Source organism: Gordonia sp. L191, from assembly GCF_030077625.1.
Lineage (GTDB): Bacteria > Actinomycetota > Actinomycetes > Mycobacteriales > Mycobacteriaceae > Gordonia > Gordonia polyisoprenivorans_A.
The window spans coordinates 2,984,423-3,010,452 of sequence record NZ_CP125996.1 but is presented as its reverse complement, the minus strand read 5'-3'; the positions used below and the strand labels follow the sequence as shown (position 1 = coordinate 3,010,452).

The following is a 26,030-nucleotide window of genomic DNA, read 5'->3' as shown; positions in this document are numbered from 1 at the left end:
GGACCCGGTGAGCGGCAACGCCGTCGGAACGTTCATGAGACTCGAGGAGGGAGACGCCATGCTCTACGAGGATGAGGGAACCGCCACCGAGAACGGCTATGTCGTGCGCGTCCCGGTGCGGTGGTCCGACATGGACGTCTACCAACACATCAACCACGCACGGATGGTGACCCTCCTGGAGGAGGCCCGAATCCCGTGGCTGTTCTACGACGGTCGACCCACCGCCGATCTGCGGCGCGGCTGTCTGGTCGCCGACCTGCACGTGAAGTACGCGGCGCAGATCCGTCACGACGAGGGTCCGATCGTGGTCACCATGTTCGTGGAAAAGGTACGGGCGGTGGACTTCTTCGTCGGTTACGAGGTGCGCCCCGACGGTGCGCAGCCCGGCGACGCACCGGCCGTCATCGCCTCCACCCAACTCGTCGCATTCGACGTCGATGCGCAGCGTCTGCGGCGCCTCACCGCCGACGAACGCGCATACCTGGAGAGCTTCCGGTTGCCGAGCACCACCGAGCAGACCGCGCCGCGTCATGGAGGCTGAGCGACATCTGACGCTGCAGCGCGCCGACGATCTCTCCGACGCGCTGGCCTTCCTCGGCCGCGCCCACAAGCTCGACGACGCCGCCGTCGTCCGCCTCGCGGTGCGCGGCGACGGTCTGATCGGCCTGTGGTCACACACCGGTTTCGACGTCCTGGTCACCCGGGCGGTCTTCGGTCGGATGGCGCCCAAGGACCTGGTGGCCGACGTGACCTCCTTGCGCGCAGCGCTTTCCGGTGCGACGCCCGGAACCCCCATCGACCCCGGCATGCCCTTCGACTCGGCGTGGCGAGGCGCACTGCCGCTGCTCACCGGTTTTCGCCACGTCGACGACGTGCCCGCGCGCACGGTGGTGGGCCTCGTCCGGGACGGTGCTCGCGTCGCACGCGAGGAGGGCAGCGCGCACGGCCCGGCGACCGGCGTACTCGATCAGGACGTACTGGAGGTGACCTCGACCGACGGCGGTCTACGGGCCGCGGTGTCCCTGCGTGCGCTGTTCGCGCTCACCGGAATGGGTTTCGTCCGCGACGCGCAGGGGCGCGCGATCACCGAGGACTCCGATGTCGAGGCCATCGATGCCGATGAGCCGATCCGAATCCGCATGTCGGCGGCCTGGATTCGGATCGACGCGAGATTCGGGGCGGTCTACCTGCGCCGGCACCGCGACCTCGGCGTCACGGTGCTGTAACCCGCAATGGACCGGTGATACGCGGACTCACACCAGCCAGGCGGCGGAATTCGGTGCGAGATGACCGTCGACGAGCGGTGCGCTGAGCAGCAAGACCTCTCCCGGGGGGAGTGGCACCGGCTCCTGGCCGGCGTTGAGGGCGCAGATCAGACCGCCACCGGCTCGGCGGAATGCCAGGCAATCGTCGGGCGCGCCGTACCATTCCACCGTATCTCCGGTGAATTCGCCTCGGCTGACCCGTAATTCGATGGCCTGCCGATACAACGAGAGGGTCGAGGAGATGTCCTCGAGCTGCTTCTCGACGGTGAGGGACGCCCAGTCGTCGGGCATCGGCAACCACGTCTTCGCCGAGGTGCTGAAACCATAGGGCGGCTGCGACCCCTCCCACGGGATGGGCACCCGGCAGCCGTCGCGCCCACGTTCGGTGTGATCCGAGCGCTCCCACACCGGATCCTGCAACGCCTCGTCCGGGAGATCCACATTGGGGAGTCCGAGCTCGGCACCGTTGTAGATGAAGACCGTTCCGGGCAGGGCGAATTCGACCAGCGCCATTGCGCGCGCCCGGGCCCGGCCGACGTCGAGGTCGACCTCGGAGTGTGGGTCGTGCTGATCGAGCCGACCGTAGCGTGAGACCTCCCGGTCGACATCATGATTGGACAGGGTCCACGTCGGCGTCCCCGCGACCCGATGTACCGCATCGATGGAGTTCTCGATCGCGGCGCGGATCTCGTCGGGATCGAACGCGGCCTTGGCGAGTCGGAAATTGAAACCGAGATGCAGCTCGTCCGGCCGCAGGTACTCGGCGAAGCGTTCGTTGTCCTCCACCCAGATCTCGCCGACGTTGGCCGCGCCCGGATACTCGTCGAGCACCTTGCGGATCTTTCGGTGGATGTCGTGCACCGCATAGTTGTTGAAGCGCGGATCGTCGTCGCTGTTGGTCAGCAGCCCGACCGATTCGAGGTCCATGTCCGGCAGATCCTCGGGCTTGGCCATGCCGTGCGCGACATCGATACGGAACCCGTCGACCCCACGATCGAGCCAGAACCGAAGGGAGCGTTCGAGATCCTCGAAGACCTCGGGGTTCTCCCAGTTCAGATCCGGCTGCTCGGCGGCGAAGATGTGCAGATACCACTGGCCGGGCGAACCGTCGGACTCGGTGACCCGCGTCCATGCCGGTCCGCCGAATACGCTGTGCCAGTTGTTGGGTGGCTCGTCGCCGCCCTCACCGAGGCCGTCGCGGAAGATGTAGCGGGCGCGCTCGCGGCTGCCGGGTTCGGCGGCGAGTGCGGCCCGGAACCACTCGTGCTGATCGCTGGTGTGATTGGGGACGAGGTCCATCGTCACGCGCATCCCGCGGTCGTGCGCCTCGGCGACGAGTTCGTCGAAGTCCTCGAGATCGCCGAAGAGGGGATCGATGTCGCGGGGATCGGACACGTCATAACCGTGATCGGCCATGGGGGAGCACATGATCGGGCTCAGCCAGAGAGCATCGATCCCGAGGAGCTCGAGATACCCGAGTTTGTCGATGACCCCGGCGAGATCGCCGACACCGTCTCCATCGAGGTCGGAGAAGGATCGCGGGTAGATCTGGTAGAAGATCGCCGATCGCCACCACGTGGTGTCGGACGGGTCGAGTTGCGGCACAACCGAACCTGCCACTCGCTCGTCGGTGAGTCCACCGGTGGTGTCCGCTCCGGCGGCCGCCTCGTCCTCCGCCGTCCCGTGCTTTTCCTCGCCCACGTCGGCGGGACCTGCTCCGGGGTCGCTCGGGCTCACGACCTGCTCGTCGGTGAGCGCTTCCTCGGAGCCGGTGTCCTCCGAACCCATGGGCACAGCGCTCGATGTCTCATCGCTCACGTCGCAATTGTGCCTCACCCGAAAACCTGGTCACCCATGCAGGTCCGCGCGGCGAGTCGCCGCCACGCGCGCCGCGGTCGGGGCGATTGGTCAGAACGGCGAGTTCACCATCGATTGTGCTGCCATTTCCATGTAATCGACGAGCGCACGCCGATGTTCGTCGTCGAGGGTCTGCGAGTCGATCTCCGCGATCGCGGTGTGCATGCAGCGCAGCCAGGCGTCGCGTTCGATGGGCCCGATCTTGTAGGGGTGGTGCCGCATCCGCAGACGCGGGTGGCCGCGTTCCTCGGAATAGGTTCGCGGGCCACCCCAGTACTGCTCGAGGAACATGCGGAGTCGGCGTTCGGCCGGCCCGAGGTCTTCTTCGGGATAGAGCGGTCGGAGTATCTCGTCCTTGGCGACCTCGGTATAGAAGGTGTGGGTCAGGCGAGCAAAGGTGTCTGCGCCGCCGACCTCGTCGTAGAACGATCGGCTCTCGGGTGCGGGAACGGGCTGGGAGGCACTCACCCCACCAGTGTCCTCCACCGGCGCCGGAGGTCTCAAACCTCACGCGTGGCCACCATTGGTGGACGCCGTGGGTACCCGCTGCGGGCTCGGTGCCCGACATCCGCTGTTCACACAAGTGACCTGCGCCGACACCCGAGATTTGTCGTGCACGACAGCGCTCGGCGTGTTCCACTTGACGCGTCCGGCGCGCGCACGGGAGGCGGGATGACACGCAGAAGCCAACGGCAGGTTCGTGATGTGACGATGTTGCGTGGCGAGCCCCGGTCGCTGCGCCCCGCTCACGAGAGCCCGGAGTCGGGCGGCCAGGAACCCGTCGAGAACCCGGATGTCGCCGACGAGTCCCGTCCGGGCGCCGGGCTGTGGGGACGACGCCGGGTGCTGCTGCTCAACGCGACCTACGAGCCGCTCACCGCGATCTCCCTGCGCCGCGCGATCATCCTCGTCCTGCGTGAACGTGCCGATGTTGTCCACGCCGCGGCCCCGGGCATGGCCGTGCACTCCGCGGCACGAACGGTCCCGATCCCGTCGGTGATCAGACTGCGGTCCTACGTGCGCGTGCCCTATCGGGCGGTCACGCCGATGACCAGGGCGGCGTTGATGCATCGAGACCGCTCCCGATGCGGTTACTGCGGGGCCAAGGCCACCACGATCGACCATGTGCTGCCCCGAAGCCGTGGCGGTGGTCACTGCTGGGAGAACTGCGTGGCCTGCTGTGCGAGTTGCAACCACCGCAAGGCCGACCGCCTGCTCAGCGAGCTCGGCTGGACCCTGCACACCCCGCTCACCGCGCCCAAGGGACGGCACTGGCGATTGCTGGCCACGATCAAGGAGATCGATCCGGCGTGGGTCCAATACATCGACGCCGGGGCTGCCTGACAAGCCGGTCGTTTCCGGTGGTCGAGGTCCGCGTGTCGTCCCGGACGGAGTCCGCCAAACGTCCCGGACGGAGTCCGCCAAACGTCCCGGACGGGGTCCGCCAAACGTCCCGGACGGGGTCCGCCAAACGTCCCGGACGGAGTCCGCCAAACGTCCCGGACGGAGTCCGCCAAACGTCCCGGACGGAGTCCGCCAAACGTCTACGACACGTTGTAGGCCCCACTGGGACGCACGCGCGCCGGTGGGCTAGATTGATCACACAACCTGGTGGTGCGAGCGGTTTCGTGCCGTTCGAGAAACACCGATCGAAAGGATGTCATGGATAGCGCCATGGTCGGTATCGGAGTCGTGGTCACGGTCATCTGCGTCGTGATGGTCGTGCTCTGTGTCGTCTCGATGATGTTCTCGTCCGGCCTGAAATACCCGAAGGTGCAGGAGTACACGCTCGACCAGGAGTGGACGCGCCAGCCGTTGCTGTTCAGCGCCACCGAGATCGAGCCGATGGCACTGCCGCACCACGCGGGACCGACCGATGTGGATGGAGGCTCGGCCAGTGGCAAGTGGTGAAGTGACTCAGGCCGGCACGCCCGGCGCCGCGCAGGGCGGCAACGTCAAGCTGTCGCCGACCACCGCGCTCCCGATGGGAACGGTGATCACCAACAGCGGCCGCGTCTCGGCGACCCGGTTTCCCGGTCAGGCACCGAGCACCCCGCCGTTCTCGCAGCGGGATCTGATCGACCTCGACGACGCCCTCAAGGCCGCCAGCGAGAAGGCCCTCGTGCGGTTCTCGGTCTACATCGGCGAGCTCGGTGAGGACGCCGTCGCCGACGCGCGCGCTGCCCTCGCCCAGGCTCCCGAGCCTGCGAACGGCGCTTTGATCGCCGTGTCACCCAACACCCACGACGTCGTCGTCGTGTCCGGTGCACGGGTGGCCGACCGGGTCAACGATCGGGTCGCCCAGCTCGGTGTGACCGCCGCGATCGGCAGCTTCCGCTCCGGTCAGCTCATCGACGGGCTGATTGCCGCGCTGCACGTCGTCGCGACCGCTGCCGCACCTTCCTGATCGCCGGATCTCGTCTCTTCTCGCCGATGCGGGGCTCCCCACCAGGAGCCCCGCATCGGCGTTTTCGGTGGATGATGTGTCCGCGCAGGGGGTGCGCACCCGGAGGGCCTTCACGACGAACCATTGCGTGCCGACACCGGCGCCGGTCACTCCTGGTGGGAGTGACCGGCGCCGGCGTCTCGTGGCACCCGAGTCGGTGCCACCGTCGTTCAGCGAGCGGCGAGTTCCTTCTCGGTGACGATGGTGTCGTCGTGTGTGCCGGGCCGGTCGATCGGTTCCTCGTCGACCATGTCCTGCTCGTTGAACGGGTCTCGGCCGGCGAGTACCTCCTCGACGCGTGCCTTGTCGACGGTTCCGGTCCACGAGCCGACCAGCAGGGTGGCCACGGCATTACCGGAGAAGTTGGTGACCGCACGCGCCTCCGACATGAAGCGGTCGATCCCGACGATGAGGCCGACGCCGTCGAGCATCTCCGGGCGGTGGGCCTGCAGTCCGCCCGCGAGGGTGGCCAGGCCGGCGCCGCTGACACCGGCGGCACCCTTGGAGGCGATGATCATGAACGCTAGGAGCCCGATCTGCTCCGGGATCGACAGCGGATCGCCCATGGCGTCGGCGATGAACAGTGAGGCCATGGTCAGGTAGATCGCGGTGCCGTCGAGATTGAACGAATAGCCGGTCGGCACCACGACACCGACGGTGGTCTTCTCGACACCGAGGTGTTCCATCTTGGCGATCAGCCGGGGCAGCGCGGACTCCGACGACGAGGTCGCGAAGATCAGGATGTACTCGCGGGCCAGGTACCGGACCAGCTTGAAGATCGACACCCCCGCCGAGGTCTTGAGCAGCACTCCCAGCACACCGAACACGAACACCAGGCAGGTCAGATAGAACGCGACCATGAGCACCAGCAGCTGGCCCACCGCGGCCCAGCCGGTCTGGCCGACGACGTTGGCGATCGCACCGAACGCGCCGATCGGGGCGACCCACAGGATCATGGTGAGGACCTTGAACACCAGCTTCTGGAAGTAGGCCACGGCGTTGAGGATGGGTTCTCCCGTGCGCCCCATGGCCTGGATGGCGAAGCCGACGAGCAGTGCCACGAACAGTGCCTGCAGCACGCTGCCCTCGGTGAGCGACGACAGCAGCGAGGTGGGGATGATGCCCTCGATGAACTCCATGGTCCCGCCCGATTCGTGGGCCTTCTCCGCCAGCTCTGCGCCCTGACCGGCCACCGCCGAGATGTTGAGGCCGGTGCCGGGCTTGATGAGATTGCCCACGACCAGGCCGATCGCCAGGGCGACGGTCGACATCACCAGGAAGTAGACGAAGGCCAGTCCGCCGACCTTGCCGACGGTGGCGGCCTTACGGACCGATCCGATGCCCAGGACGATGGTGCAGAAGATCACCGGCGCGATCATCATCTTGATGAGGGCGACGAACATGGTGCCCAGCACGCCGATGTCCTTGCCCACCTCCGGCCAGATCAGTCCGACGGCCACGCCTGCGATCACCGCGATGATCACCGAGATGTAGAGCCAATGGGTGCGGTCCCGCTTCTTGCGCGGGGTGGCCGGGAAATCGGCGGTGCCCGCCGCGTTCGACCTGATGTTCATCAGTGAGTCCTTTCTCGTCCCGCCCTCGCGTACGGCGATGGGAGGTGCTGATCGAGAATTCTTCGGTCTCGGGGTGACCCCGGTCACCATTGAGTTCATTTCGTTCAGTGGCGTGGAACACCCCGATCGGGCAGTGTGAGTGCGCCGGATGGACACGCTGTGGGAGGTCGGGCCGGTGGGCGGAGAACGAGGAGGTGCACGGGTGAGGGCACGGTTGCTGCCGCGGTCGTTGGCCGGGCAGGCGGTCGCACTGCAGGTCGCGGTGGTCGTCGCGATCGTCGTGGTGGGCAGTCTCCTCGCGATCGTCGATGCCCGGGCCGACGCGAATCGGGCGGCGCGGGAGCAGGTGACCGCGGTGGCGGTGAGTATCGCCGACGCCCCGTCGACCGCCGCGGCGATCACCTCACCGGACCCGACGGCGCAACTGCAGCCGGTCACCGAGCACATCCGGCTGGCCACCGGCATCGCGTTCATCACGATCATGAACACCGACGGCATCCGCTACACCCACACCGATCCCCGGTTCATCGGTGGTCGCTATCTGGGCACCATTTCACCGGCCCTGCGGGGGGAGACGTTCACCGAGATCTACACCGGCACACTCGGTCCCTCGGTCCGCACCATCGCTCCGGTCCGCGCCGGCGACGGCACCATCGTCGGCGCGGTGGCCGCGGGCATCACCCAGTCGACGTTGACCGAGGACTGGGTGTCCCAACTCCCGCTGATCGGCGCGATCGGCGGCGTTGCCCTGGTGATCGCGCTGGTCGGGCTGTGGGCGATCCGTCGGCGACTGCTCCGTCATACCGGTGGGCTCACCCCGACGGAATTGCGGGTGATGTACGACCATCACGATGCGGTCCTGCACGCGGTCCGCGAGGGACTCGTCGTCGTCGATTCGTCGCGCCCGGTACTCGTCAACGACGAGGCGCGCCGACTGCTGGGACTCGATGAGCCGCTTCGGATCCCGGAGTTCATGACGTCGGGCACCGAACCGTTGCGCGACATTCTCGTGGCCGAGGGCGGGCGAGTGCTGATGGTGAATCGGTCACCGGTGCCCGGTCGGGATGCCGCGGTCATCACCATTCGTGACCGGACCGAGGTGGCCGAGGCGATGGGCGAACTCGACTCGATGACACGCTTCGCCGAGGCGCTGCGGTCGCAGGCGCACGAGTCGGCGAACCGGCTGCACACGATCGTGGCGCTGATCGAGATGGGACGGTCGGACGACGCCGTGCGCATGGCCACCGAGAACATCGAACTCTCCCAGAAACTCGTCGATCGGGTCGGTGATGCGGTGGTCGAACCGACCCTGGCGGCATTGCTGCTCGGCAAGACCGCACAGGCCGCCGAACGCGGTGTCGCACTGACCCTCACCGAAGAGTCAATGGTCGATGACCATGCGACGCAGGTCCTTTCGGCCGGTGAGCTGATCACCGTGGTGGGCAATCTGATCGACAATGCGCTTGACGCCGTCGACCCGGACGATCCCTGGGTGGAGGTGACCGTCGTCGGCGATGCCGCCCACGTGCACGTGGTGGTCGCCGATTCCGGACCCGGCATGACTCCCGACGAGTTCGCTCGAGCGCGACGCCGCGGTTACTCGACGAAGGCCGGTGGGGACACCGCCGGTCGCGGACTCGGTCTCGCGCTGGTCGCGCAGGTCGTGCACCTGCACGGCGGTACGATCCGAGCGGAGAACACCTACGGTTCGGTGGTCGGCGTCGAGATCACCGCCGGTGCGCAGACATCGACACCGACCGAACCGGACACCGGGGGGTTCAGATGATGCGATCAGGGCCGAGATGATCCGGGTGCTCGTGGTCGAGGACGACCAGGTGATCGCCGCCGCGCATGTCGACTTCCTGTCGCGCATCGGCGGATTCGACGTCGTCGCGCATGCAGCCACCGCGCAGGAGGCCCTGCGCCGGGCCACCGCGGCCGCCGACGGCGCTCACCCCGTCGACCTCGTCCTGCTCGATCTCGGCCTGCCCGACGCGAGTGGCATCTCGCTGGCCTCGGCATTGTCGGGCATCGTTCCGTCCCCCGACATCATTGCGATCACCGCGCAGCGAGACCTGGATTCGGTTCGAAGCGCGATGGCCCACGGGGTGCTGCTCTATCTCATCAAGCCGTTCACCTTCGCGGCATTCGGTGAGAAGATCCGGCAGTACCTGAGCTATCGCGAGGCGCTGACCGGTGGGGGAGACGCGGTGAGTCAACGCGACATCGATCGTGCGCTGGCGAACCTGCGCACCGCCGACACCCGGCGTACCGCCGCGAAGGGTCGTTCCCCGGACACCGAGGACGCCGTCGGGCGTGCCATCCGCGACAGCGGTGACGGTCTGACCGCCTCGGAGGTCGCCGGCGCGATCGGTAGCTCCCGGGTGACGGCCTGGCGCTACCTCGAACGTCTCGCCGACGACGGTACGGTCGACCGGGTCACCGAGTACGGCAACACCGGCCGACCGCAGATCCGCTACGTGTGGCGGGCGCGCTGAGCATTCGGCCGCCCGCCACGACGGTCAGCGCGTGGCGTCGAACGCCCGGGCGCGCAGTGAACGTTCTACTCCCGCACGGCCTTCGACGATGAGACGCTTGAGCGCGGCGGGATGGTCGGCGGCCAGGAACTCGTCGGCGGCGGCGAGACCGGCCTCACTGATCTCCCACGACGGGTAGAGCCCGACCACCACCGTCTGGGCGACCTCGCTCGAGCGCCGCGACCACACACCGGGTACGGCGTCGAAGAACGTCGCGACGTACCCGCCCAGCAGTGCACCCTGACCGGGGCGGGCGAAGCCGGCGACGACGGAACGGGTGAAGATGTTCGAGGCCGAATCGTCGTCGACGGCCTGAGCCCAGGCATCGGCCTTCGCCTGCGCGAGCGGGCGGGCGGCACGGGCCGTCGCGGCCTGCCGGGCACCGGCGGCGGTGTTGTCGCGCTCGGCCTCGGCATCGATGACCGGGGTCGAGCCGGGGTCGGTGTCGATGGCGCCCGCGGTGGCCAGTGCGATCACCAGCCGCCACCGCAGATCGGTGTCGACGGTGAGCCCGGACAGCCCGTGCGACGCCGGGTCGTCACCGTCGAGCAGACCCTTGGCCACGCCGACCTGATCGTCGTCGAGAGCGCCGGCCAACAGGGTGTTGACGAAGGCCAGCTGGTGATCCGAGCCGGGGTCGGCGGCGCGGGCGAGTTCGAGCAGTCGCGCCGAGAAGCCGGGACGCCCGGTCTGCTCGGCCCACGTCGGGTCGGCGTAGGACTCGATGGCGGTGGTGGCCTGCAACAGAACTCGCTGGACCACCCCGATCTCGGTTTCCGCGACGATCCCGCGCTCGACCAACTCGACGAAGTCGCGGGCGGCCATCTCGGCCTGACGGGTCATCTCCCACGCCGCCGACCACACCAGGGTGCGCGGCATGGAATCGCTGATGTCGCCGATCCGGGTGGTCGCAGTCGACAACGAGTCGGGGTCGAGCCGCACCGAGGCGTAGGTGAGGTCGTCGTCGTTGATCAGGATCAGCTTGCCGCGGTGGACGCCGAGCAGATCGGCGACGTCGGTGCGTTCGCCCTCGACGTCGAGTTCGACGCTGTGCGTACGGGTCAACGCGCCCGAGTCGCCGTCGTCATAGATGCCGACCCGCAGCCGGTGCACCCTCGTCCCGCCCACCTTTGACGAGTTGTCGGCGCCACCGGCACCCGGGACCGCACCGTCCTGCACGATGGTGAACCGGGTGAATGCGCCCGAGTCGTCGAGCTCGAAGTCCGGGCGCAACACGTTGATGCCGGTGGTTTTGAGCCACTGCCCACCCCAGTCGGACAAGTCGCGGCCCGAGGACTTCTCCAGTGCGGCAAGAAGATCGGAGAAGGTCGCGTTACCGAAGCGGTGCGCGGAGAAGTAATCGCGGAGACCGGCGAGGAAGTCCTCGAGGCCGACGTAGGCGACGAGTTGTTTGAGCACCGACGCGCCCTTGGCGTAGGTGATGCCGTCGAAGTTCACCTCGACCGCGGCGATGTCGGGGATGTCGGCGGCCACCGGATGTGTCGAGGGCAGCTGATCCTGCCGGTAGGCCCACGACTTCTCGACGTTGGCGAAGGTGGTCCAGGCGCTGGTGTACTCGGTTGCCTCCGCCTGGCACAGCACCGAGGCGAAGGTGGCGAAGGATTCGTTGAGCCACAGGTCATCCCACCACTTCATGGTGACGAGATCGCCGAACCACATGTGGGCCATCTCGTGCAGGACGGTCTCGGCCCGGCGCTCATAGAGATAGTTGGTGACGCGGGACCGGAAGACGTAGTCCTCCAGGAAGGTCACCGCCCCGGCGTTCTCCATGGCGCCCGCGTTGAACTCCGGAACGAAGAGCTGATCGTACTTGCCGAAGGCGTAGGGGATGCCGAAGTTCTTGTGGTAAAACGCGAATCCCTGCTTGGTTTCGGTGAACAACCGGTCGGCGTCCATGAACTCAGCCAGCGAGGCCCGGCAGTAGATCCCCAGGGGGATGGTGCCGTGCTCGTCGGTGTAGGAGTCGGTCCATTCGGCGTAGGGACCGGCGATCAGGGCCACGAGGTAGGTGCTCATCGTCGGCGTCTCGCGGAAGCGGTGCACGCCGGGTTCGGCGGCCACAGTGTTGGCCACGGGCGCGTTGGAGATCACCTTCCAATCGGTGGGCGCGGTGACCGTCAGCGTGTAGGTGGCCTTGAGGTCGGGCTGATCGAAACACGCGAACATCCGCTTGGCATCGGCGGTTTCGAACTGCGAGTACAGGTAGACCGAGTCGTCGGTGGGGTCGACGAAACGGTGGAGGCCCTCGCCGGTGTTCGAGTAGGCGCAGTCGGCCACCACGGTCAGGGTGTTCTCGGCGGCCAGACCGGTCAATTCGATGCCGACGGACTCGTCGAAGCCGGTGACGTCGAGCTCGGTGCCGTTGAGCGTCGCCGAGCGCAGGGTCGGCGCAACGAGGTCGATGACGGTCGATGCGCCCTGCGTGGCGGTGAAGGTCACCGTCGTCGTGGAGGCGAAGGTGGTGGCGCCCGGAGCGCCGTTGCCGTCGGTGAGATCGAGCTCGATGGCGTAGTGGGACACGTCGACGGTGGCGGCGCGCTCGCGGGCCTGATCACGGGTGAGATTCGGGGCAGTCACAGCGGCCAGCTTAGTGCTCGGCGGCGATCGGGGGTGCCGACGCGACGCCGGGAGCGCAGGATCGAATGGAATGGTCACGGCCGCGGACGGGTTGAGTGGGCCGAGTTCGCCGCGCACCCGGTGACAGCAGATCGGTGCCCGGGAATCGTCGAGAAGAAGGGAAGACGTATGTCGAAGGATCGTGTGGATTTCTGGTTCGACCCGCTGTGCCCGTGGTGTTGGATCACCTCGCGGTGGATCCTCGAGGTCGAGAAGGTGCGCGACATCGAGGTGAATTTCCACATCATGAGCCTGGCGGTGCTCAACGAGGGGCGCGACATCCCCGACAGCTATCGCGAGGGCCTCAAACAGGCATGGAAGCCGGTCCGTGTGATCGCCGCCGCGGCCGCGGCGAAGGATGAGTCGATCCTCGCGCCCCTCTACACCGCGATGGGTACCCGTATCCACAACGGACAGAACAAGGATTTCGACGTGGTGATCGCCGAGTCGCTCGCCGAACTCGATCTCGATCCGACACTGGCCGAGGCCGCCGACTCCACCGAGTTCGACGAGGCGATCCGCGAGAGCCATCACCGCGGGATGGACAAGGTCGGCGACGACGTCGGCACGCCGACCATCCACATCAATGATGTGGCCTTCTTCGGTCCCGTGCTCTCGCGCATCCCGCGCGGTGAAACCGCGGGCACGGTGTGGGACGGTGCGGTGGCACTGTCGTCCTATCCACACTTCTTCGAGCTCAAGCGCTCTCGCAACGAGGACCCCGAGTTCGACTGACCGCCCTGGAGTGCACCCCGCCCCGACGACCGCCCCCGGTCGCCGGGGCGGAGTCGTTCGGGGGTGACCCATGTGACGACCACTGTCGGGTCGTCACCCGGCACCGGAATCGCGGGTGGGCGGGATCTATAGTGAGGCTCATGCGCGTATACGTGGGTGGAGATCATGCCGGCTTCGAACTCAAGGCGGCCATCGCCGAACATCTGCGGTCCAACGGTCATGAGGTGATCGACTGCGGAGCACACGTCTACGACGCCGCCGACGATTACCCGGCATTCTGCATTGCCGCAGCGGAGAAGGTGGTGGCCGATCCGGGCAGCCTCGGAATCGTGCTCGGCGGCAGCGGAAACGGCGAACAGATCGCCGCGAACAAGGTACCCGGTGCGCGGTGTGCCCTGGCGTGGAGCGTCGAGACCGCCCAGCTCGCTCGCCAGCACAACAACGCGCAGCTGATGGGGATCGGCGGACGGATGCACACCACCGAGGAAGCGCTCGAGATCGTCGACGCCTTCCTGGCGGCCAAGTGGTCGGACGAACCGCGCCACCAGCGTCGGATCGACATCCTCTCGGAGTTCGAGAAGACCGGTGTGGCACCGGCCGTCCCCGAGTCCTGAGCTCCCGGTGATGGCGGCGACGTCGGCGAGATCGGTGACGTCGCCGGTGATGGTCGATGCCTGAGGGGCATACCCTGCACCGCCTTGCCCGGCGTCAACAGAAGCTCTTCGGTGGTCAGCGGGTGCGGGTGTCGAGCCCGCAGGGGCGTTTCGCCGAGGGTGCCGCGGTGGTCGACGGCATGGAGTTCCATCGCGCGCAGGCGTGGGGCAAACACCTGATCCAGCGCTACCGCGACGGCAAGCGGACCCAACTGTTGCACGTCCACCTCGGGCTCTACGGTTCCTTCACCGAACTCGCGGTGCCGATGGGGGAGCCCGTCGGACAGGTCCGGATGCGGATCGTCGGAGACGAGGTGGGCACCGACCTGCGCGGGCCGACCGCCTGCGAGTTGTATACGCCGGCCGACCTCGAGGACCTCGTCGCGCGGCTCGGCCCGGACCCACTTCGGTCCGACGCCGACCCGGAGCGCGCATGGCAGGCGATCCACCGTTCGTCACGCCCGATCGCCGCGCTGCTGATGGATCAGAAGGTGATGGCCGGCGTCGGTAACGTCTATCGCGCCGAGGTCCTGTTCCGTGCACGACTCGACCCAATGCGGGCCGGGCGCGCCGTCGATCGGGAGACCTTCGACGACCTGTGGGCCGATCTCGTCGGCCTCATGCGAATCGGCGTGCGGCGCGGGCGAATTCACGTGATTCGGCCGGAGGACGACCACGGACCGGGGTCATACGCCCCGGATCGGCCACGCACCTACGTCTATCGGCGCACCGGTGAACCCTGCCGGATCTGCCGGACCCCGATCGCGACCACCGAACTCGTGGGACGAAACCTGTACTGGTGTCCCAACTGTCAGCGCTGACGATCGCGCCTACTGCGTCGGGGTGGTGAAAGTGAGTGAAGGTCAGCGAGTTTCGTGGCGCTGGGCCATGACGAGCAACTCGTCGCGCTGGGCTCCGGTCGACATCAGGACGATGCGCTCGTAGAGTCGACGGTGGTTGTGGCCGGAGGGGAGAAAACGTTCACGCAGACGTGCGAACGACATGGGTACCGCTTCTTTCGTACTTCTCGGGGATGATGATCGTCGACGGTTCACGACCGTGTTCGACCTCGTCCATTGTTCGCGTTACATCTGTGTTACGCAACCGAACCCCGGGTGATCCTGGGCACGCTCGGCACGTCGGTGACCAGGCATCACACCGTATTGTTCCGACTCTCATCCGACCCTCAGCCGACTGTCCGGCACCTCTCATCGACAGTCGCGAGGATGGAGTGATGACAGCCCATGCTGATCCGGTGCGCGCGGTGACGGTCCTGGTGGTCGGCGGAACCGGAGAGTCCCACGACGGTGACACGCGCACCGAGGTCACCGGGTTGCTGGCGGGTGTCACCGACGCCCTCGACGACCGGTTCGGCGCGCGATGGGTGGGCTATCCCGCGAGTTATGGTCCGGCACCGCATCTTTCGGGGATCAGCTACGCCGACAGCGTTGCCGCCGGGCAGCGCGCACTGGCCGCGGCGCTCCATGCCGTTGCCGGGCCGGTGATGATCATCGGATACTCGCAGGGCGCGGTGGTGATCCGTCGACTGCTGGCCGACCTCGACGCATGTGCCGACACACGTGCGCTGAACCGTGTCGTGGCGGTCGGATTCGTCGCCGACCCCCATCAGCCGCCCGGTGTGGTCGCGGGTTGCGACGGGTGGGGAGTGGCCGGACCGGGCACGGCGATCCCCCAGCGCATCCCGGTCTGGTGGGTCGGCGTCCCCGAGGACATGATCTGCAACGCATCGCGGGATTCGTTCGTCCGCGACATCGCCGATCTCACCGACACCCTCACCTTCGCCGCGCCTCGGCGCTGGCTGTCGCAGACATGGAAGGTGGTGCGTTCCAACTCCTTCCAGAACGCCCGGGCGACCTCGGTGCGTCCGGCGCAATGGCTGCGCGACGTCGAACGGCTGGGTTCGGCATGGCGCGAGGTCCGCGGCTACCTTCCCGGTGTCATCGCCTGGCGCGGCATGGTCATTCGCAATCGGGCCGGCGGCAGACACACCGCCTACCACGATGAGCCCTACCGGCGGGACTCGGTGACCGATCCGCTGACCACCGGTTGTCAGGCGCTGGCCCAATGGATGCAGGTGCAGGCCACCTTCACCCTGGGCCCGGCCGAGCTGGCGGCCTGAGGTCCGCCGCTCGAGTCGTGGGATCTGGCGACCTGGGTGACACTTGTCCGGGCGGTACCGGTCACCTGCGGTGATCGCTACACCGCCGAGCCACGGACACATCGAGCGAAGGATCCACGGTGGATCATTACGACATCGTCGTCATCGGGTCAGGACCGGCAGGTCAGAAAGCAGCCATCGCGGCGGCCAAACTCGGCAAGCGCGCCGCGATCGTCGAACGCAAACACATGATGGGCGGCGTGTGCATCAACACCGGCACCATCCCGTCGAAAACCCTCCGAGAGGCCGTGCTCTACCTGACCGGCCTGAATCAGCGTGAGCTCTACGGGCAGTCCTATCGACTCAAGTCCGACATCACCGTGGCCGACCTCACCGCGCGGACGATGCACGTCGTCGGCAAGGAGATCGACGTCATCCAGAGTCAGCTGGCCCGCAACGGCGTCGCCACGCTCATCGGCAGCGCGACCTTCACCGGCCCGCACGAGATCGCGATCGAGGATGCCACCGGAGACCTCAAACACGTATCCGCCGACCACTTCGTCGTCGCGGTCGGCACCCGCCCGGCGCGGCCGTCGTCGGTCGACTTCGACGGGGAGACCGTCGTCGACTCCGATCAGATCCTCGAACTCGACCGCGTCCCGGGATCGATGGTGGTGGTCGGCGCCGGGGTGATCGGCATCGAATACGCGTCGATGTTCGCGGCACTGGGCACCAAGGTCACCGTGATCGAGCAGCGGCCGGCCATGCTCGACTTCTGTGACCGGGAGATCGTCGAGGCCCTGCAGTATCAGCTCCGGGAACGTGGCGTCACCTTCCGTTTCGGCGAGCATGTCCGCACCGTCGAGACCCACCCCTCCGGAACCCTGACCATCCTGGAATCGGGAAAGCAGATCCCGGCCGATACCGTCTTGTATTCCGCAGGGCGTCAAGGTGTTTCCGATGAGCTCGCCGTCGAGGCCGCGGGCCTCACCGCCGACAACCGTGGGCGGCTGAAGGTCGACGAGCATTTCCGCACCGAGGTCGGGCACATCTATGCCGTCGGCGACATCATCGGATTCCCGGCGCTGGCGGCCACCTCGATGGAGCAGGGACGCCGCGCGGCGTATCACGCCTTCGGCGAGCCGGTCGGGCACACCCCGACCGACCTGCAACCCATCGGGATCTACGCGATCCCCGAGATCAGCTTCGTCGGCCGGACCGAGGATCAACTGACCACCGACAACATCCCGTTCGAGGTGGGAGTGGCCCGGTACCGCGAGCTCGCACGCGGGGCGATCATGGGTGACTCCTACGGCTTGCTCAAGCTTCTCGTGCACGCCGAGGACCGCACGCTGCTCGGCGTCCACGCCTTCGGGTCGAACGCCGCCGAACTGGTCCACATCGGCCAGACCGTGATGGGTCTCGGCGGCACCGTCGACTACCTCGTCGACGCGGTGTTCAACTATCCGACGCTCGCCGAGGGCTACAAGGTGGCCGCACTCGACGCGTCGAACAAGATGCGTGCGATCGCACGGGTGCGCGCGGAGGGCCGTTCCCTCGATCTCGATGTGTCGGCGCCGGTGGCCTGACCTCGGTCATGAGGCCCGACGAACGATGAAGGGCCGGCCCAGGTAGGCCGGCCCTTCATCGGTACCAAGACGGGTGGGTGATCAGTCGCCGGTGTACTGACCGCCGACGGTGCCACGGACCACGATCGGGGTGCCGCGACCGATGGTGTCGTAGACCCACTTGCCGTTCTCGGTGCTCACGTTGATGCAGCCATGGCTGACGTTGCTGTGGCCCTGCTGCTCGAGCGACCACGGAGCGGCGTGGATGAAGATGCCGTCCCAGGACATGCGGGTCGCGTACTCGACATAGGTGCGGTAACCACCGGGCGAATCGACGGGCACGCCGTAGGTGGAGGAGTCCATGTACATGTCACGGTACTTCTCCTTGGTGTGGTAGACGCCGTTCGGAGTCGGGTGGGCATCGGAGCCCATCGAGATCGGCATCGACTTGACGAAGGTGCCGTCCTTCCACCAGTAGATGGTGTGCGTCGAATCCTCGGCGAGGGCAACCCAACCGGTCGGGGTCGAGACCTTGGGCTCCGCGGGCACTCCGGGGGTTTCCGGGGTGGTGGTCGTCGGAGGCGGGGTGGTCGTCGACGGCGGTGCGGCCGGCGGGGTCGGCAGACCCGGGATCGACGGGATCTCGACCGGCGGGAGCCCGGGGATGACCGTGACGGGGGCGGCCTGCGCCATGCCCGGCAGCGCAAGGGCCATGGCGATCACGCCGAGGACGATGGCCACGAGGCGGCTCGTGCCGCGACGACGGCGAGGTGAGTTGGTGGTGTTCAGCACGGAAGTGGAAACCTTTGCTTGTGGGACATCCGGGCGCTCCCCCGGGGCGCAGGCACCATCGTTACACAACTGTTGCCATGGGGCCAAAGGGCATTGGGCGATCGAGCGACGTCACCGTCGTGTAGTTGCGATGCGGCATCTGGAAACCGGAGGTGAGGGCGCCGGAAACGTCGGCTGTGATTGCGGTCACATCAACCGGCGCGTGTCCCCACCTTGTGCGACCTCAACAGGTGCTGGGAGCCGGCAATCCGGCGAACCGGTCACCGAGATAGTCGAAAGCGGGCAGCAGTCCGATGACCGCCGCCGACATGTGATCGGGTGACGGCGTGGAGAACTGCTGCACACGGGTTCCGGCCCGGCAGTAGCGCCGCATCGTCTGATCGATCGAGGCCACCGGGATCAACACGTCGGTCGGGCTGTGCCACTCGAAGATCGGGGTCTTGGCCACACGCGGATAGAACGCGAGGCTGTTGTCCTGGACGACGCGGCGTGCTGTCGGGTCCTCGAAGATCTGCTCACCGCCCACCGACACCTGCTTGGCCGAGTGACCCGCGCCGAGGCGCAGGATGTCGTTGGTGCAGGCATTGCGCATCTCGGAATACATCTGCTTCCCGAGCGGTGACAAGAATTTCATCATCGGGATCTGCTGCGGATACTCGCGGGAGAGACCGATCGCCGCGGCGAAGGCCAGGCCGAAGGCGGGATGCGGATTGCTGTACCCCAGGCCCTCGGCCATCTTGATCAGATCCATCGGGACGCCGCCGTACGCTGCGCCGACGATGTTCAGCTCCGGTGCATAGGTCGGTGCCAGCGCAGCGGCCCAGGCGGTTGCCATGCCGCCGCCGGAGTAGCCCGCCATCGCCACCTTGCTCTTGGCGACCTGGGCGGGTCCGAACCGTTGCACGGCGCGGGTGGCGTCGAGGGCGATCTGACCGCCCAGTCGGGCCGCCCCGTAGGCACTACGCGGGCCCAGGTGATCGGGGATCGAGACCGTCCACCCGCGTTGAAGCGCACCGTTGAGGCCCGGCGCCTCCCGGATGGTGAGGTTCGGGTCGGTGGTCCACAGGGCCTGCGACGGCGCGCACTCGAGTCCCACCGCGTTGATGATGTGCTGAAACGACAACAGTGGTCCGTTGGCCTGCTTGTGGATCGGGACCAGTAGGGTGGTGACCGCCGCGATCGGCTTGCCCTGGCTGTCGGACGAGCGGAACTTCAGCTGGTAGGTCCGCACGTCGAAGAATCCGGGCGGAGTGGTCCGCGGGCACACCGCGAGGATGTCGCCGTCGCGATGCGAGGCGATGTCGGCGGGCTGGGAATAGAAGGAGTCGGGCAACGGGGTGGGGAGTGCGACGTCGTCGGCGTGGGCGGGTCCGGCGCCGAGCCAGCCACTCGACACCGTCACGCTAGTCACTGCGGTCGCCACGACGGCGAGGGCCAGGTGGCGTACCCGTGCGGCCGGGGACGTCCCGGTGCGCGGCACGCTCGATCGACGAGATCCGAACAGCGGGTTGGGGCGGGTGGTCGCACGCGCGCGACCACCACCGAGAGAGAAGAGCACGAATCCCCCATCGAGTTCCTGGTTCGAAGACCTGTGGCGCCGACGGCCACACCGGTCATGTCCCCCGACAGGCTTCACAATCTGACCGGGGTGGCATGCGGTGTCAACTGGAACGGATGACCAGGTGTGACGGGGGTTACCCGCGAGTTCGCGGGCGGAGGGTCAGGCGGGCTGGAGATGCTCGGTGTGCAGGTGACGTGCCGGCTCGGAGCAGGCTTCGTCACGGCACACGAGCATGGTGTCGACCCGCCGATTTCCGCCGGTGGTCTCGGTGACGTCCTTGCGGACGTGGAGATTCGCCCCGCACGAGGGGCACTTGCGCTGACTCTTGACGTGACTGGAGGACATGGTCCCAGGCTACGCGAGATGTGGCGAAGATCACATGCTCGTGGGCCGCGGGTTGCGGCGAGATCAGTCGACGGAAAGTGCCCGGACGGTTCCACCACGCGCGGGGATCATCGTGACATTGCGGTAGCGGGGAGGTTCCGACGGGCGGTCATGGGTCTCCAGTTCAACCCTTCGCAGGATGTCGCGCACGACGATCTGGAGCTCGGTCATCGCCAGATGGGCGCCGAGGCAGCGACGGTTGCCGCCGCCGAAGGGCAGCAGTGTCATCGGATCGGTCCGAGTGCCGACGAACCGGTCCGGCCGGAAGTCGAAGGGATGCGGATAGAGGTCGTCGCGGTGGTGCAGGAGCACCGTGCTCACCAGCACGATGTCTCCGGGCTCGCCGCGATGGGTGCCGAATCGCCACGGGCGCTTCAATTCCCGTGCGACCGACGGAATCACCGGGCGGCATCGCATCGTCTCGGTGATCACCGCGCCCACGAACTCGGCGTCGTCCTCGGCTGCGGCTCGGCGGGCCTGTGCGTACACCTCGGGGTGACGGGTGAGGCGTTCGAATGCCCAGGCGATCGTGGTGGCCGTGGTCTCATGACCGGCGAGCAGCAGTGACACGAGTTCGTCGCGGATCTCGCTGTCGGACAACGGGAGTCCGTCGGTGGCGCGCGCCGCGAGCAACACCGACATCACGTCGTCGGCGGTGTGACGGCCGGCCCGACGCTCGGCGATCACCGCAGCGATCGCCGCATCCAGATGCCGAACACCCCGGGCGAGCAGGCCGACGGGCTCGGGATGCGAGGCGTTGAGCAATTGCGCCACGGTACCGACCGTCGACGACGACCAGCGAAGGAAGCGCCGGGTGGCGTCGCGGAGGTGTCGTTCAACGGTGGTTGCGGCGTCGGGAACACCGTCGCTGAGGACGCCGTCGGGGGCATGGATGCCGAAGATCACGGCCATGATGACGTCGAGGGTGATCGCCTGGGCGATGCGATCGACCCGAACTCGACGACGGGCCGGCCAGCGATCGAGATGCGCCGCCGACGCCCGGCGGATCACGTCTGCGCACTGCGCCACCGACGCGCGATGAAAAGACGGCAGCAGCGCGGCCCGTTGTCTGCGGTGTTGCTCGGCGACGGTGGTGAGCACCGAGTCGGGGCCCACGATCGGGCGCAACGGTGACAGCCGCGTCGCCGAGGGCGCGATGGCCGGGTCGGCCGTCAGTACCGAGCGGACGTGTGCGGGATCGGAGATCACCACCAACCGTCCGGGGGCGCCGGGCAGATCGTAGGCGAGCACGTCGCCGCATCGCGCCGCGTCGGCGAACACGACGTCGCCCTCACGGCGGGCGAACCGGAGCGCGTTGCGGACCGTTGCGCTGCGGGGCATCGGCGGCGCCGAGAGGGCGTCGGCTTCCGACGCGCTCAACGGCCCTGCCTCGGCGCAGGTCGATACCAACCCCGACGCCGCGTCGGGGGCGGCGTCGAACCACCGCTCGGTGATCGTGGGGCGCTGCCCGGTCGATGCGGTCATGCGCACATCCCCGCCGGTCGGGTCGGACCGAGCAGCCGTGGCATCGGCGAGGTCCGGGTCACGCGGAGCGCTGCACCCACCCGCGTCGGTCGGTGTGCCGGGCGAGTGCGGTTCTCTCGTGCGGCATAGGCGATGTCGGTCTCGCGGCCACGGAAGTTCATGTCATCCGGGCTGTGCAGGAGCCAGAAGAGGGTGATGAGGGTGGCGACGGTGATCAGCAGGATCAGCATGGGGTACTCCTCGTCCGATGAAACCCGGTCAATCCGGATACCACTCACGCTATGGAGATCGAATTGCCTGGTCAGCGCCCCGCGGGCGGATCTTTGCCGACCTACCCGGGGTGGAGGCGACCTCCGACCGTGGGTGGATGTGCACACGCCGCGGCGGCGATAGGCTGGGCGAATGCGCTGGTTGGAGGCCCACTACCGGCACGCCCTGGTGATGTTCGGGTTCGACTACCCGACGAGTTACATGCTCATCTCCGACCTCGGGGTGTTCACGCTCGCCGTCGCCGCGGTCGTGCAGCGTGTGGTCGTCGGTCTCTCCGGCACCCAGTGGATTCCGATGGTGGCGGCGGTGGCGCTGGCACTGGGACCGCACCTCGCGTGCTTGTACGGCGGCTGGCAGCCCGTCATCCTCCGCTGGAAGCCGTGGATTCTCGGTCTGCCCGCATTCACGCTGGCGGCAGTGGTGTGCTTCTGGCAGGTTCCCGTGGAGGTCGACGTCGCCACCCTGTTGCTTCCGCTGTGCGCGACCCTCACCGCCGCGGTGGCCACCCGACGGGAGGCGATCATCTCGACCATCGCCCTGTCGGTGACCGCGGTCGGCGGCGGGCTGGCCGGGGTCATCGCCCAGGCGTGGTTGTTCGTGCTCATGGTCGGCTTCGGCGGTGTGGTCGGCTACCTGCTACAGAAACAGCTACTCCTGCTGCACGCGGAACGACGCGCCCAGGAGCAGCAGATGGCACTCGATCGCGCGGAGATCGCCGGCGAGGTGCACGACGTCCTCGCGCACTCCTTGAGCATCATGATGCTCAACGTCACCGCCGCGCGGCGGGCGCTTCAGGAACACGACGACGTCGCCGATGCCGTCGAGGCCCTCGTCGACGCCGAGCAGGTGGGTCGCGCAACGATGCAGGACGCGCGACGCACGGTCGAACTGTTACGCACCTCCGACGCCGAGTCGTCGGCCCCGCAGCCGGGTTTCGCCGATCTCGCCGACCTTGTCGACGGATTCCGCAGGGCCGGAGTCGATCTCGACGCCGAGATCGTCGGGAATGCCGAAACGATCACCGGCGGAACCGGACTGGCCGTCTATCGCGTCGTTCAGGAATCGTTGTCCAACGCTGCGCGCCACGCACCCCGCGGCACCGTCACTGTTCGGGTGGGCCCGGAGCCCGGCAGCGCGCTCGTGGTGCGTGTCCGCAACCCGGTGAGCGCCGACGCGCGTCGTGCGCTCGGCGGCTCCGGGCTCTCGGGAATGGCCTCGCGGGTCGAGAACTGCGGAGGCGCCTTCGCGGCGGGAGTGGTCGACGGACACTGGTGTGTGGATGCCCGTTTCCCGATGGTGGCGGTCGCAGGCCCCGGCGCACACGCCGTCGATGCGGCTGATGGCCCGCGAGAATCGGACGGGACACGGCTTCCCCCAACGACTTTCGTATCGGTGCCGGTGACCCGAACGGACGGCTCACCGGTGACCGGGCCGCTGTGATGACCCGGGTTGCCCTGGTCGACGACCAGGACCTGGTGCGGGCGGGGCTGCGACGCATCCTGCGGCCGCGAGACGGCTTCGAGGTGGTCGCCGAATGCTCCGATGGCGACGAGGTGGCCGAGATGGTCGTCCGGCATCGACCCGACGTGGTCGTGATGGATCTCCGGATGCGCAGGGTCGGGGGAGTGGAGGCAACCCGACGCCTCCGCGACGATCTCGGCGGAGCCCATGAGCCGCCGCCGGTGCTGGTTCTCACCACCTTCCGCGACGAGCAACTGCTGTCCGGGGCATTGCGGGCCGGTGCGGCGGGATTCGTGCTCAAGGATTCGCCGGCCGAGGAACTCATCCGGGCGGTACGGCTCGTGGCGCAGGGTGAGGCCGTCCTCGACCCCGCGGTGACCGCGCACGTCCTCGACACCTATCGCAGTGCGCCCGGACCGACCACGCCGCAGACGGCCCCCGACGGTCTGACCTCGCGGGAGCTGACCGTTCTCGGCCTCATCGGTCGGGGGCTCACCAACGACGAGATCGCCGCGGAACTCGTGATCTCGGTGGTGACCGTGAAGAGCCACATCGGCAAGATCTTCACCAAACTCGGCGTCCGCGACCGCGCCGCGGCAGTGGTCTACGCCTTCGACCATGGGATCGTCGAGCCCCGCCGGTGACGTGCGAGACCGGGGAGGCGTGAGACCGGGTGGGTCACGAGACGCGGAGAGCCCGGCACATGCCTCGTGCCGGGCTCTCGTCGATGCGAGCGGGTGACGGGAATCGAACCCGCGTAGCTAGTTTGGAAGACTAGGGCTCTACCATTGAGCTACACCCGCGTGCCCCGTCAGCGTTGGTCGCCGGTGTTGCCGGAACCCGCTGTGGTGCGCATGAGACTGTACCTGTTCGGTGTGCCCGAACCGAAATCGGCCCTGTGCGGCGAATCCGGGAGATCCTGCGCAGGGCGATCCGGGTGGCCGGGTTTCGTCTCGCGGTGGGCGACCCGTAAGATCGTCTGTCGGTCCTGTCCGCGCATCCCCACCCCGGTGGCGTTGCCGCGATGCGGGCGCCGGGATGTGGCGCAGCTTGGTAGCGCATCCGCTTTGGGAGCGGAGGGTCGCAGGTTCAAATCCTGTCATCCCGACTCTGTACCGACCGAACGACAGCAACGGCCTGGCCCGTCAGGACGGGCCACGACGCACATGACGTCCGCAACGCAAGAAATAGGAGCATTCGAAGCGTGAAGAGCACCGTCGAGCAGCTGAGCCCCACCCGGGTGAAGCTCAACGTGGAAGTACCGTTCGAGGAGCTCTCGGGCGATTTCGATCGGGCGTTCCGGTCCCTGGCCCAGCAGATCCGTATCCCCGGATTCCGTCCGGGCAAGGCGCCCGCCAAGCTGATCGAGGCCCGCGTCGGACGCGACTCGATCCTCGCGCAGGTCGTCAACGATGCGCTGCCGGGCAAGTACAGCCAGGCGGTCGCCGAGACCGACACCAAGGCGATCGGCCAGCCCGAGATCGATCTCGAGGAACTCAAGTACGGCGAGACGATCACCTTCTCGGCCGAGGTCGACGTGCGTCCCGAGCTCGAGCTCCCGGACTTCTCGACCCTCTCGGTCGAGGTGCCCGCCGTCGTCGACGACGAGAACGCCGTCGACGAGCAGATCGAGCAACTGCGGAGCCGCTTCGGCACCCTTGCCGGCGTCGACCGCGCCGCCCAGGATGGCGACATGGTGTCCATCGACCTGGCGGCCAGTGTCGACGGCGAGGCCGTCGAGGAAGCCTCCACCGAAGGCCTCTCGCACGAGGTCGGTTCCGGTGACCTCGTCGACGGACTCGACGAAGCCCTCGTCGGACTCAAGGCCGGCGAGTCGAAGGTCTTCACCACCAAGCTCGTCGCCGGCGACCATGCCGGGGAAGAGGCGCAGGTGACGGTCACGGTCAACTCCGTCAAGGAGCGTGAGCTGCCCGAGCTCGACGACGAGTTCGCGCAGATGGCCAGCGAGTTCGACACCGTGGACGAACTGCGGACCTCGCTCGCCGAGCGTGTCGATCAGTCCAAGAAGCTCGAGCAGGCCAACCAGATCCGCGACGCCGTGGTCGAGGAACTCCTCGCCAAGGTCGACGTCCCGCTGCCGGAGAAGGTCGTCGAATCGCAGGTCGAGGCGCAGCTCGAGCAGGTACTGCACAGCATCGGTCACGACGAGGCGGTGTTCGCCCAGCTGCTCGAGGCGCAGGGCACCACCCGCGAGGCCTTCGAGGCCGAGGCCCGCGAGAGCGCGGAGAAGTCGGTGCGCACCGAGCTGCTGCTCGACGCGATCGCCGATCAGCTCGAGACCGTTGTCGGTCAGGATGAGCTGACCCAGCAGATCCTGTTCTCCGCACAGCGCTACGGGATCGCGCCGCAGGACTTCATCCAGCAACTGACGCAGGCCAACCAGCTCGGTGCCGTCTACGCCGACGTGCGCCGCAACAAGGCGCTCGGTGACGTTATCCGGAAGTTCAGCGTCACCGACTCCGATGGCAACGCGATCGACCTCGCCGAGTTCTACGGTGAGGACGAGGCCGACGATGCAACCGCAGCCGACGATGCGGCCTCCGCGGATGACGTCGAGGGCGCCAAGGACGCCGACACCTGAGTTTCTTCATCACGAACAGCCGGATTCCAGCGATGGACTCCGGCTGTTCGCGTCTGACACGCCGGCGTGGGCCGTGTTCTGCTG

25 protein-coding genes and 2 tRNA genes are annotated in these 26,030 nt (G+C 67.5%); 16 read left to right on the top strand and 11 right to left on the bottom strand.

From position 1 onward, the window contains the following. The first annotated feature begins 58 nt into the window (after positions 1–58). Entirely contained in the window at positions 59–541 is a 483-nt protein-coding gene (locus QNM97_RS13480; RefSeq protein WP_208790836.1) for an acyl-CoA thioesterase, read from the top strand. Next, positions 531–1,226, top strand: coding sequence for a DUF8010 domain-containing protein (locus tag QNM97_RS13475; RefSeq protein ID WP_283818963.1), 696 nt, complete (start codon positions 531–533; stop codon positions 1,224–1,226). Before QNM97_RS13480 ends, QNM97_RS13475 begins: the two co-directional genes overlap by 11 nt. A gap of 27 nt (positions 1,227–1,253) precedes the next feature. Here the strand turns inward: QNM97_RS13475 and QNM97_RS13470 are convergent, their stop codons facing one another. Then, entirely contained in the window at positions 1,254–3,053 is a 1,800-nt protein-coding gene (locus QNM97_RS13470) for a glycoside hydrolase family 13 protein (RefSeq protein ID WP_283823197.1), read from the bottom strand. A 120-nt stretch (positions 3,054–3,173) separates the two neighbouring features. Further along, complete coding sequence (locus QNM97_RS13465; RefSeq protein ID WP_208790838.1) at positions 3,174–3,590, bottom strand: globin; 417 nt, start codon at positions 3,588–3,590, stop codon at positions 3,174–3,176. Positions 3,591–3,833: 243 nt separating this feature from the next. On the opposite strand from QNM97_RS13465, the gene QNM97_RS13460 reads away from it, so the two are divergent. The 3 genes from QNM97_RS13460 to QNM97_RS13450 all read left to right on the top strand — a co-directional run bounded on the left by QNM97_RS13460 (position 3,834) and on the right by QNM97_RS13450 (position 5,529). Then, positions 3,834–4,466 carry an HNH endonuclease gene (locus tag QNM97_RS13460; RefSeq protein ID WP_502875057.1) on the top strand — a complete coding sequence of 211 codons (633 nt, stop codon included), beginning with the start codon at positions 3,834–3,836 and terminating at the stop codon, positions 4,464–4,466. 318 nt (positions 4,467–4,784) lie between these two features. Then, positions 4,785–5,033, top strand: coding sequence for an aa3-type cytochrome oxidase subunit CtaJ (gene ctaJ / locus QNM97_RS13455; protein WP_006371243.1), 249 nt, complete (start codon positions 4,785–4,787; stop codon positions 5,031–5,033). After that, a complete protein-coding gene (locus tag QNM97_RS13450; protein ID WP_283818962.1) occupies positions 5,020–5,529 on the top strand; it encodes a DUF5130 domain-containing protein in 510 nt (169 codons plus the stop codon). The genes ctaJ and QNM97_RS13450 overlap by 14 nt, the downstream gene beginning before the upstream one ends. 209 nt (positions 5,530–5,738) lie before the next feature. On the opposite strand, the gene QNM97_RS13445 is transcribed toward QNM97_RS13450, so the two are convergent. Continuing rightward, the gene (locus QNM97_RS13445; RefSeq protein WP_283818961.1) at positions 5,739–7,142 is read right to left on the bottom strand and encodes a cation:dicarboxylate symporter family transporter; all 1,404 of its coding nucleotides are present in this window, start codon (positions 7,140–7,142) and stop codon (positions 5,739–5,741) included. Between the two features lie 202 nt (positions 7,143–7,344). Between QNM97_RS13445 and QNM97_RS13440 the strand changes: the two genes are divergently transcribed. Together QNM97_RS13440 and QNM97_RS13435 are read left to right on the top strand one after the other, a co-directional pair. Next, a complete protein-coding gene (locus QNM97_RS13440; RefSeq protein WP_283818960.1) occupies positions 7,345–8,928 on the top strand; it encodes a sensor histidine kinase in 1,584 nt (527 codons plus the stop codon). 16 nt (positions 8,929–8,944) lie between these two features. Further along, positions 8,945–9,640, top strand: coding sequence for a response regulator (locus QNM97_RS13435; RefSeq protein ID WP_283818959.1), 696 nt, complete (start codon positions 8,945–8,947; stop codon positions 9,638–9,640). Between the two features lie 24 nt (positions 9,641–9,664). Here the strand turns inward: QNM97_RS13435 and pepN are convergent, their stop codons facing one another. Next, positions 9,665–12,277: an aminopeptidase N gene (gene pepN, locus QNM97_RS13430; protein ID WP_283818958.1), complete on the bottom strand. Its 2,613-nt coding sequence runs from the start codon at positions 12,275–12,277 to the stop codon at positions 9,665–9,667. Positions 12,278–12,445: 168 nt separating this feature from the next. Here pepN and QNM97_RS13425 point away from each other — a divergent pair, with 168 nt between their 5' ends. From QNM97_RS13425 to QNM97_RS13415, 3 genes are all read left to right on the top strand, one after another. Continuing rightward, a complete protein-coding gene (locus QNM97_RS13425) occupies positions 12,446–13,051 on the top strand; it encodes a mycothiol-dependent nitroreductase Rv2466c family protein (RefSeq protein ID WP_208790843.1) in 606 nt (201 codons plus the stop codon). A 140-nt stretch (positions 13,052–13,191) separates the two neighbouring features. Then, positions 13,192–13,665 carry a ribose-5-phosphate isomerase gene (locus tag QNM97_RS13420; RefSeq protein ID WP_208790844.1) on the top strand — a complete coding sequence of 158 codons (474 nt, stop codon included), beginning with the start codon at positions 13,192–13,194 and terminating at the stop codon, positions 13,663–13,665. A gap of 56 nt (positions 13,666–13,721) precedes the next feature. Next, positions 13,722–14,525 carry an Fpg/Nei family DNA glycosylase gene (locus QNM97_RS13415; RefSeq protein WP_283818957.1) on the top strand — a complete coding sequence of 268 codons (804 nt, stop codon included), beginning with the start codon at positions 13,722–13,724 and terminating at the stop codon, positions 14,523–14,525. A 42-nt stretch (positions 14,526–14,567) separates the two neighbouring features. Here QNM97_RS13415 and QNM97_RS13410 read toward each other — a convergent pair whose 3' ends face one another. After that, the gene (locus QNM97_RS13410) at positions 14,568–14,708 is read right to left on the bottom strand and encodes a hypothetical protein (protein WP_283818956.1); all 141 of its coding nucleotides are present in this window, start codon (positions 14,706–14,708) and stop codon (positions 14,568–14,570) included. A 230-nt stretch (positions 14,709–14,938) separates the two neighbouring features. Between QNM97_RS13410 and QNM97_RS13405 the strand changes: the two genes are divergently transcribed. Together QNM97_RS13405 and sthA are read left to right on the top strand one after the other, a co-directional pair. Then, the gene (locus tag QNM97_RS13405) at positions 14,939–15,844 is read left to right on the top strand and encodes a PE-PPE domain-containing protein (protein WP_283818955.1); all 906 of its coding nucleotides are present in this window, start codon (positions 14,939–14,941) and stop codon (positions 15,842–15,844) included. A 119-nt stretch (positions 15,845–15,963) separates the two neighbouring features. Beyond that, positions 15,964–17,412, top strand: a complete 1,449-nt coding sequence (gene sthA, locus QNM97_RS13400; RefSeq protein WP_283818954.1) for a Si-specific NAD(P)(+) transhydrogenase — start codon at positions 15,964–15,966, stop codon at positions 17,410–17,412. 81 nt (positions 17,413–17,493) lie between these two features. Here the strand turns inward: sthA and QNM97_RS13395 are convergent, their stop codons facing one another. From QNM97_RS13395 to QNM97_RS13375, 5 genes are all read right to left on the bottom strand, one after another. After that, on the bottom strand, positions 17,494–18,183 hold the full coding sequence (locus tag QNM97_RS13395) for a L,D-transpeptidase (RefSeq protein WP_208790849.1): 690 nt from the start codon (positions 18,181–18,183) through the stop codon (positions 17,494–17,496). 223 nt (positions 18,184–18,406) lie between these two features. Continuing rightward, complete coding sequence (locus tag QNM97_RS13390; RefSeq protein ID WP_502875056.1) at positions 18,407–19,621, bottom strand: lipase family protein; 1,215 nt, start codon at positions 19,619–19,621, stop codon at positions 18,407–18,409. 282 nt (positions 19,622–19,903) lie between these two features. After that, a complete protein-coding gene (locus tag QNM97_RS13385; RefSeq protein WP_035734553.1) occupies positions 19,904–20,089 on the bottom strand; it encodes a hypothetical protein in 186 nt (61 codons plus the stop codon). Between the two features lie 63 nt (positions 20,090–20,152). Next, a complete protein-coding gene (locus tag QNM97_RS13380; RefSeq protein ID WP_283818952.1) occupies positions 20,153–21,613 on the bottom strand; it encodes a cytochrome P450 in 1,461 nt (486 codons plus the stop codon). Next, positions 21,610–21,843, bottom strand: a complete 234-nt coding sequence (locus tag QNM97_RS13375) for a hypothetical protein (protein ID WP_283818951.1) — start codon at positions 21,841–21,843, stop codon at positions 21,610–21,612. The genes QNM97_RS13380 and QNM97_RS13375 overlap by 4 nt, the downstream gene beginning before the upstream one ends. Before the next feature lie 172 nt (positions 21,844–22,015). Between QNM97_RS13375 and QNM97_RS13370 the strand changes: the two genes are divergently transcribed. Next, positions 22,016–23,323 (top strand): sensor histidine kinase, encoded by a 1,308-nt coding sequence (locus QNM97_RS13370; protein ID WP_283818949.1) that lies wholly within the window; start codon positions 22,016–22,018, stop codon positions 23,321–23,323. Next, on the top strand, positions 23,323–23,988 hold the full coding sequence (locus QNM97_RS13365) for a response regulator transcription factor (protein WP_283818948.1): 666 nt from the start codon (positions 23,323–23,325) through the stop codon (positions 23,986–23,988). The genes QNM97_RS13370 and QNM97_RS13365 overlap by 1 nt, the downstream gene beginning before the upstream one ends. A gap of 88 nt (positions 23,989–24,076) precedes the next feature. Here QNM97_RS13365 and QNM97_RS13360 read toward each other — a convergent pair. Further along, positions 24,077–24,147 (bottom strand) — tRNA-Gly (locus tag QNM97_RS13360). A gap of 231 nt (positions 24,148–24,378) precedes the next feature. On the opposite strand from QNM97_RS13360, the gene QNM97_RS13355 reads away from it, so the two are divergent. Both QNM97_RS13355 and tig read left to right on the top strand, forming a co-directional pair. Then, positions 24,379–24,452: transfer RNA gene (locus tag QNM97_RS13355), tRNA-Pro, on the top strand. A gap of 96 nt (positions 24,453–24,548) precedes the next feature. Beyond that, positions 24,549–25,946, top strand: a complete 1,398-nt coding sequence (gene tig / locus QNM97_RS13350; protein WP_283818947.1) for a trigger factor — start codon at positions 24,549–24,551, stop codon at positions 25,944–25,946. Positions 25,947–26,030: the final 84 nt, after the last annotated feature.

What these genes read in the sequence shown, in the direction of transcription:
- QNM97_RS13480 (WP_208790836.1), top strand. Translation starts at nt 59, where the DNA reads ATGCTCTACGAGGATGAGGGAACCGCCACCGAGAACGGCTATGTCGTG.
- QNM97_RS13380 (WP_283818952.1), bottom strand. Translation starts at nt 21,613, where the DNA reads ATGACCGCATCGACCGGGCAGCGCCCCACGATCACCGAGCGGTGGTTC.
- QNM97_RS13410 (WP_283818956.1), bottom strand. Translation starts at nt 14,708, where the DNA reads ATGTCGTTCGCACGTCTGCGTGAACGTTTTCTCCCCTCCGGCCACAAC.
- QNM97_RS13415 (WP_283818957.1), top strand. Translation starts at nt 13,722, where the DNA reads ATGCCTGAGGGGCATACCCTGCACCGCCTTGCCCGGCGTCAACAGAAG.
- QNM97_RS13475 (WP_283818963.1), top strand. Translation starts at nt 531, where the DNA reads ATGGAGGCTGAGCGACATCTGACGCTGCAGCGCGCCGACGATCTCTCC.
- QNM97_RS13420 (WP_208790844.1), top strand. Translation starts at nt 13,192, where the DNA reads ATGCGCGTATACGTGGGTGGAGATCATGCCGGCTTCGAACTCAAGGCG.
- QNM97_RS13385 (WP_035734553.1), bottom strand. Translation starts at nt 20,089, where the DNA reads ATGTCCTCCAGTCACGTCAAGAGTCAGCGCAAGTGCCCCTCGTGCGGG.
- QNM97_RS13365 (WP_283818948.1), top strand. Translation starts at nt 23,323, where the DNA reads ATGACCCGGGTTGCCCTGGTCGACGACCAGGACCTGGTGCGGGCGGGG.
- QNM97_RS13460 (WP_502875057.1), top strand. Translation starts at nt 3,834, where the DNA reads ATGTTGCGTGGCGAGCCCCGGTCGCTGCGCCCCGCTCACGAGAGCCCG.
- QNM97_RS13425 (WP_208790843.1), top strand. Translation starts at nt 12,446, where the DNA reads ATGTCGAAGGATCGTGTGGATTTCTGGTTCGACCCGCTGTGCCCGTGG.
- QNM97_RS13445 (WP_283818961.1), bottom strand. Translation starts at nt 7,142, where the DNA reads ATGAACATCAGGTCGAACGCGGCGGGCACCGCCGATTTCCCGGCCACC.
- QNM97_RS13370 (WP_283818949.1), top strand. Translation starts at nt 22,016, where the DNA reads ATGCGCTGGTTGGAGGCCCACTACCGGCACGCCCTGGTGATGTTCGGG.
- QNM97_RS13405 (WP_283818955.1), top strand. Translation starts at nt 14,939, where the DNA reads ATGACAGCCCATGCTGATCCGGTGCGCGCGGTGACGGTCCTGGTGGTC.
- ctaJ (WP_006371243.1), top strand. Translation starts at nt 4,785, where the DNA reads ATGGATAGCGCCATGGTCGGTATCGGAGTCGTGGTCACGGTCATCTGC.
- QNM97_RS13470 (WP_283823197.1), bottom strand. Translation starts at nt 3,053, where the DNA reads ATGGGTTCGGAGGACACCGGCTCCGAGGAAGCGCTCACCGACGAGCAG.
- QNM97_RS13375 (WP_283818951.1), bottom strand. Translation starts at nt 21,843, where the DNA reads ATGCTGATCCTGCTGATCACCGTCGCCACCCTCATCACCCTCTTCTGG.
- QNM97_RS13435 (WP_283818959.1), top strand. Translation starts at nt 8,945, where the DNA reads ATGATCCGGGTGCTCGTGGTCGAGGACGACCAGGTGATCGCCGCCGCG.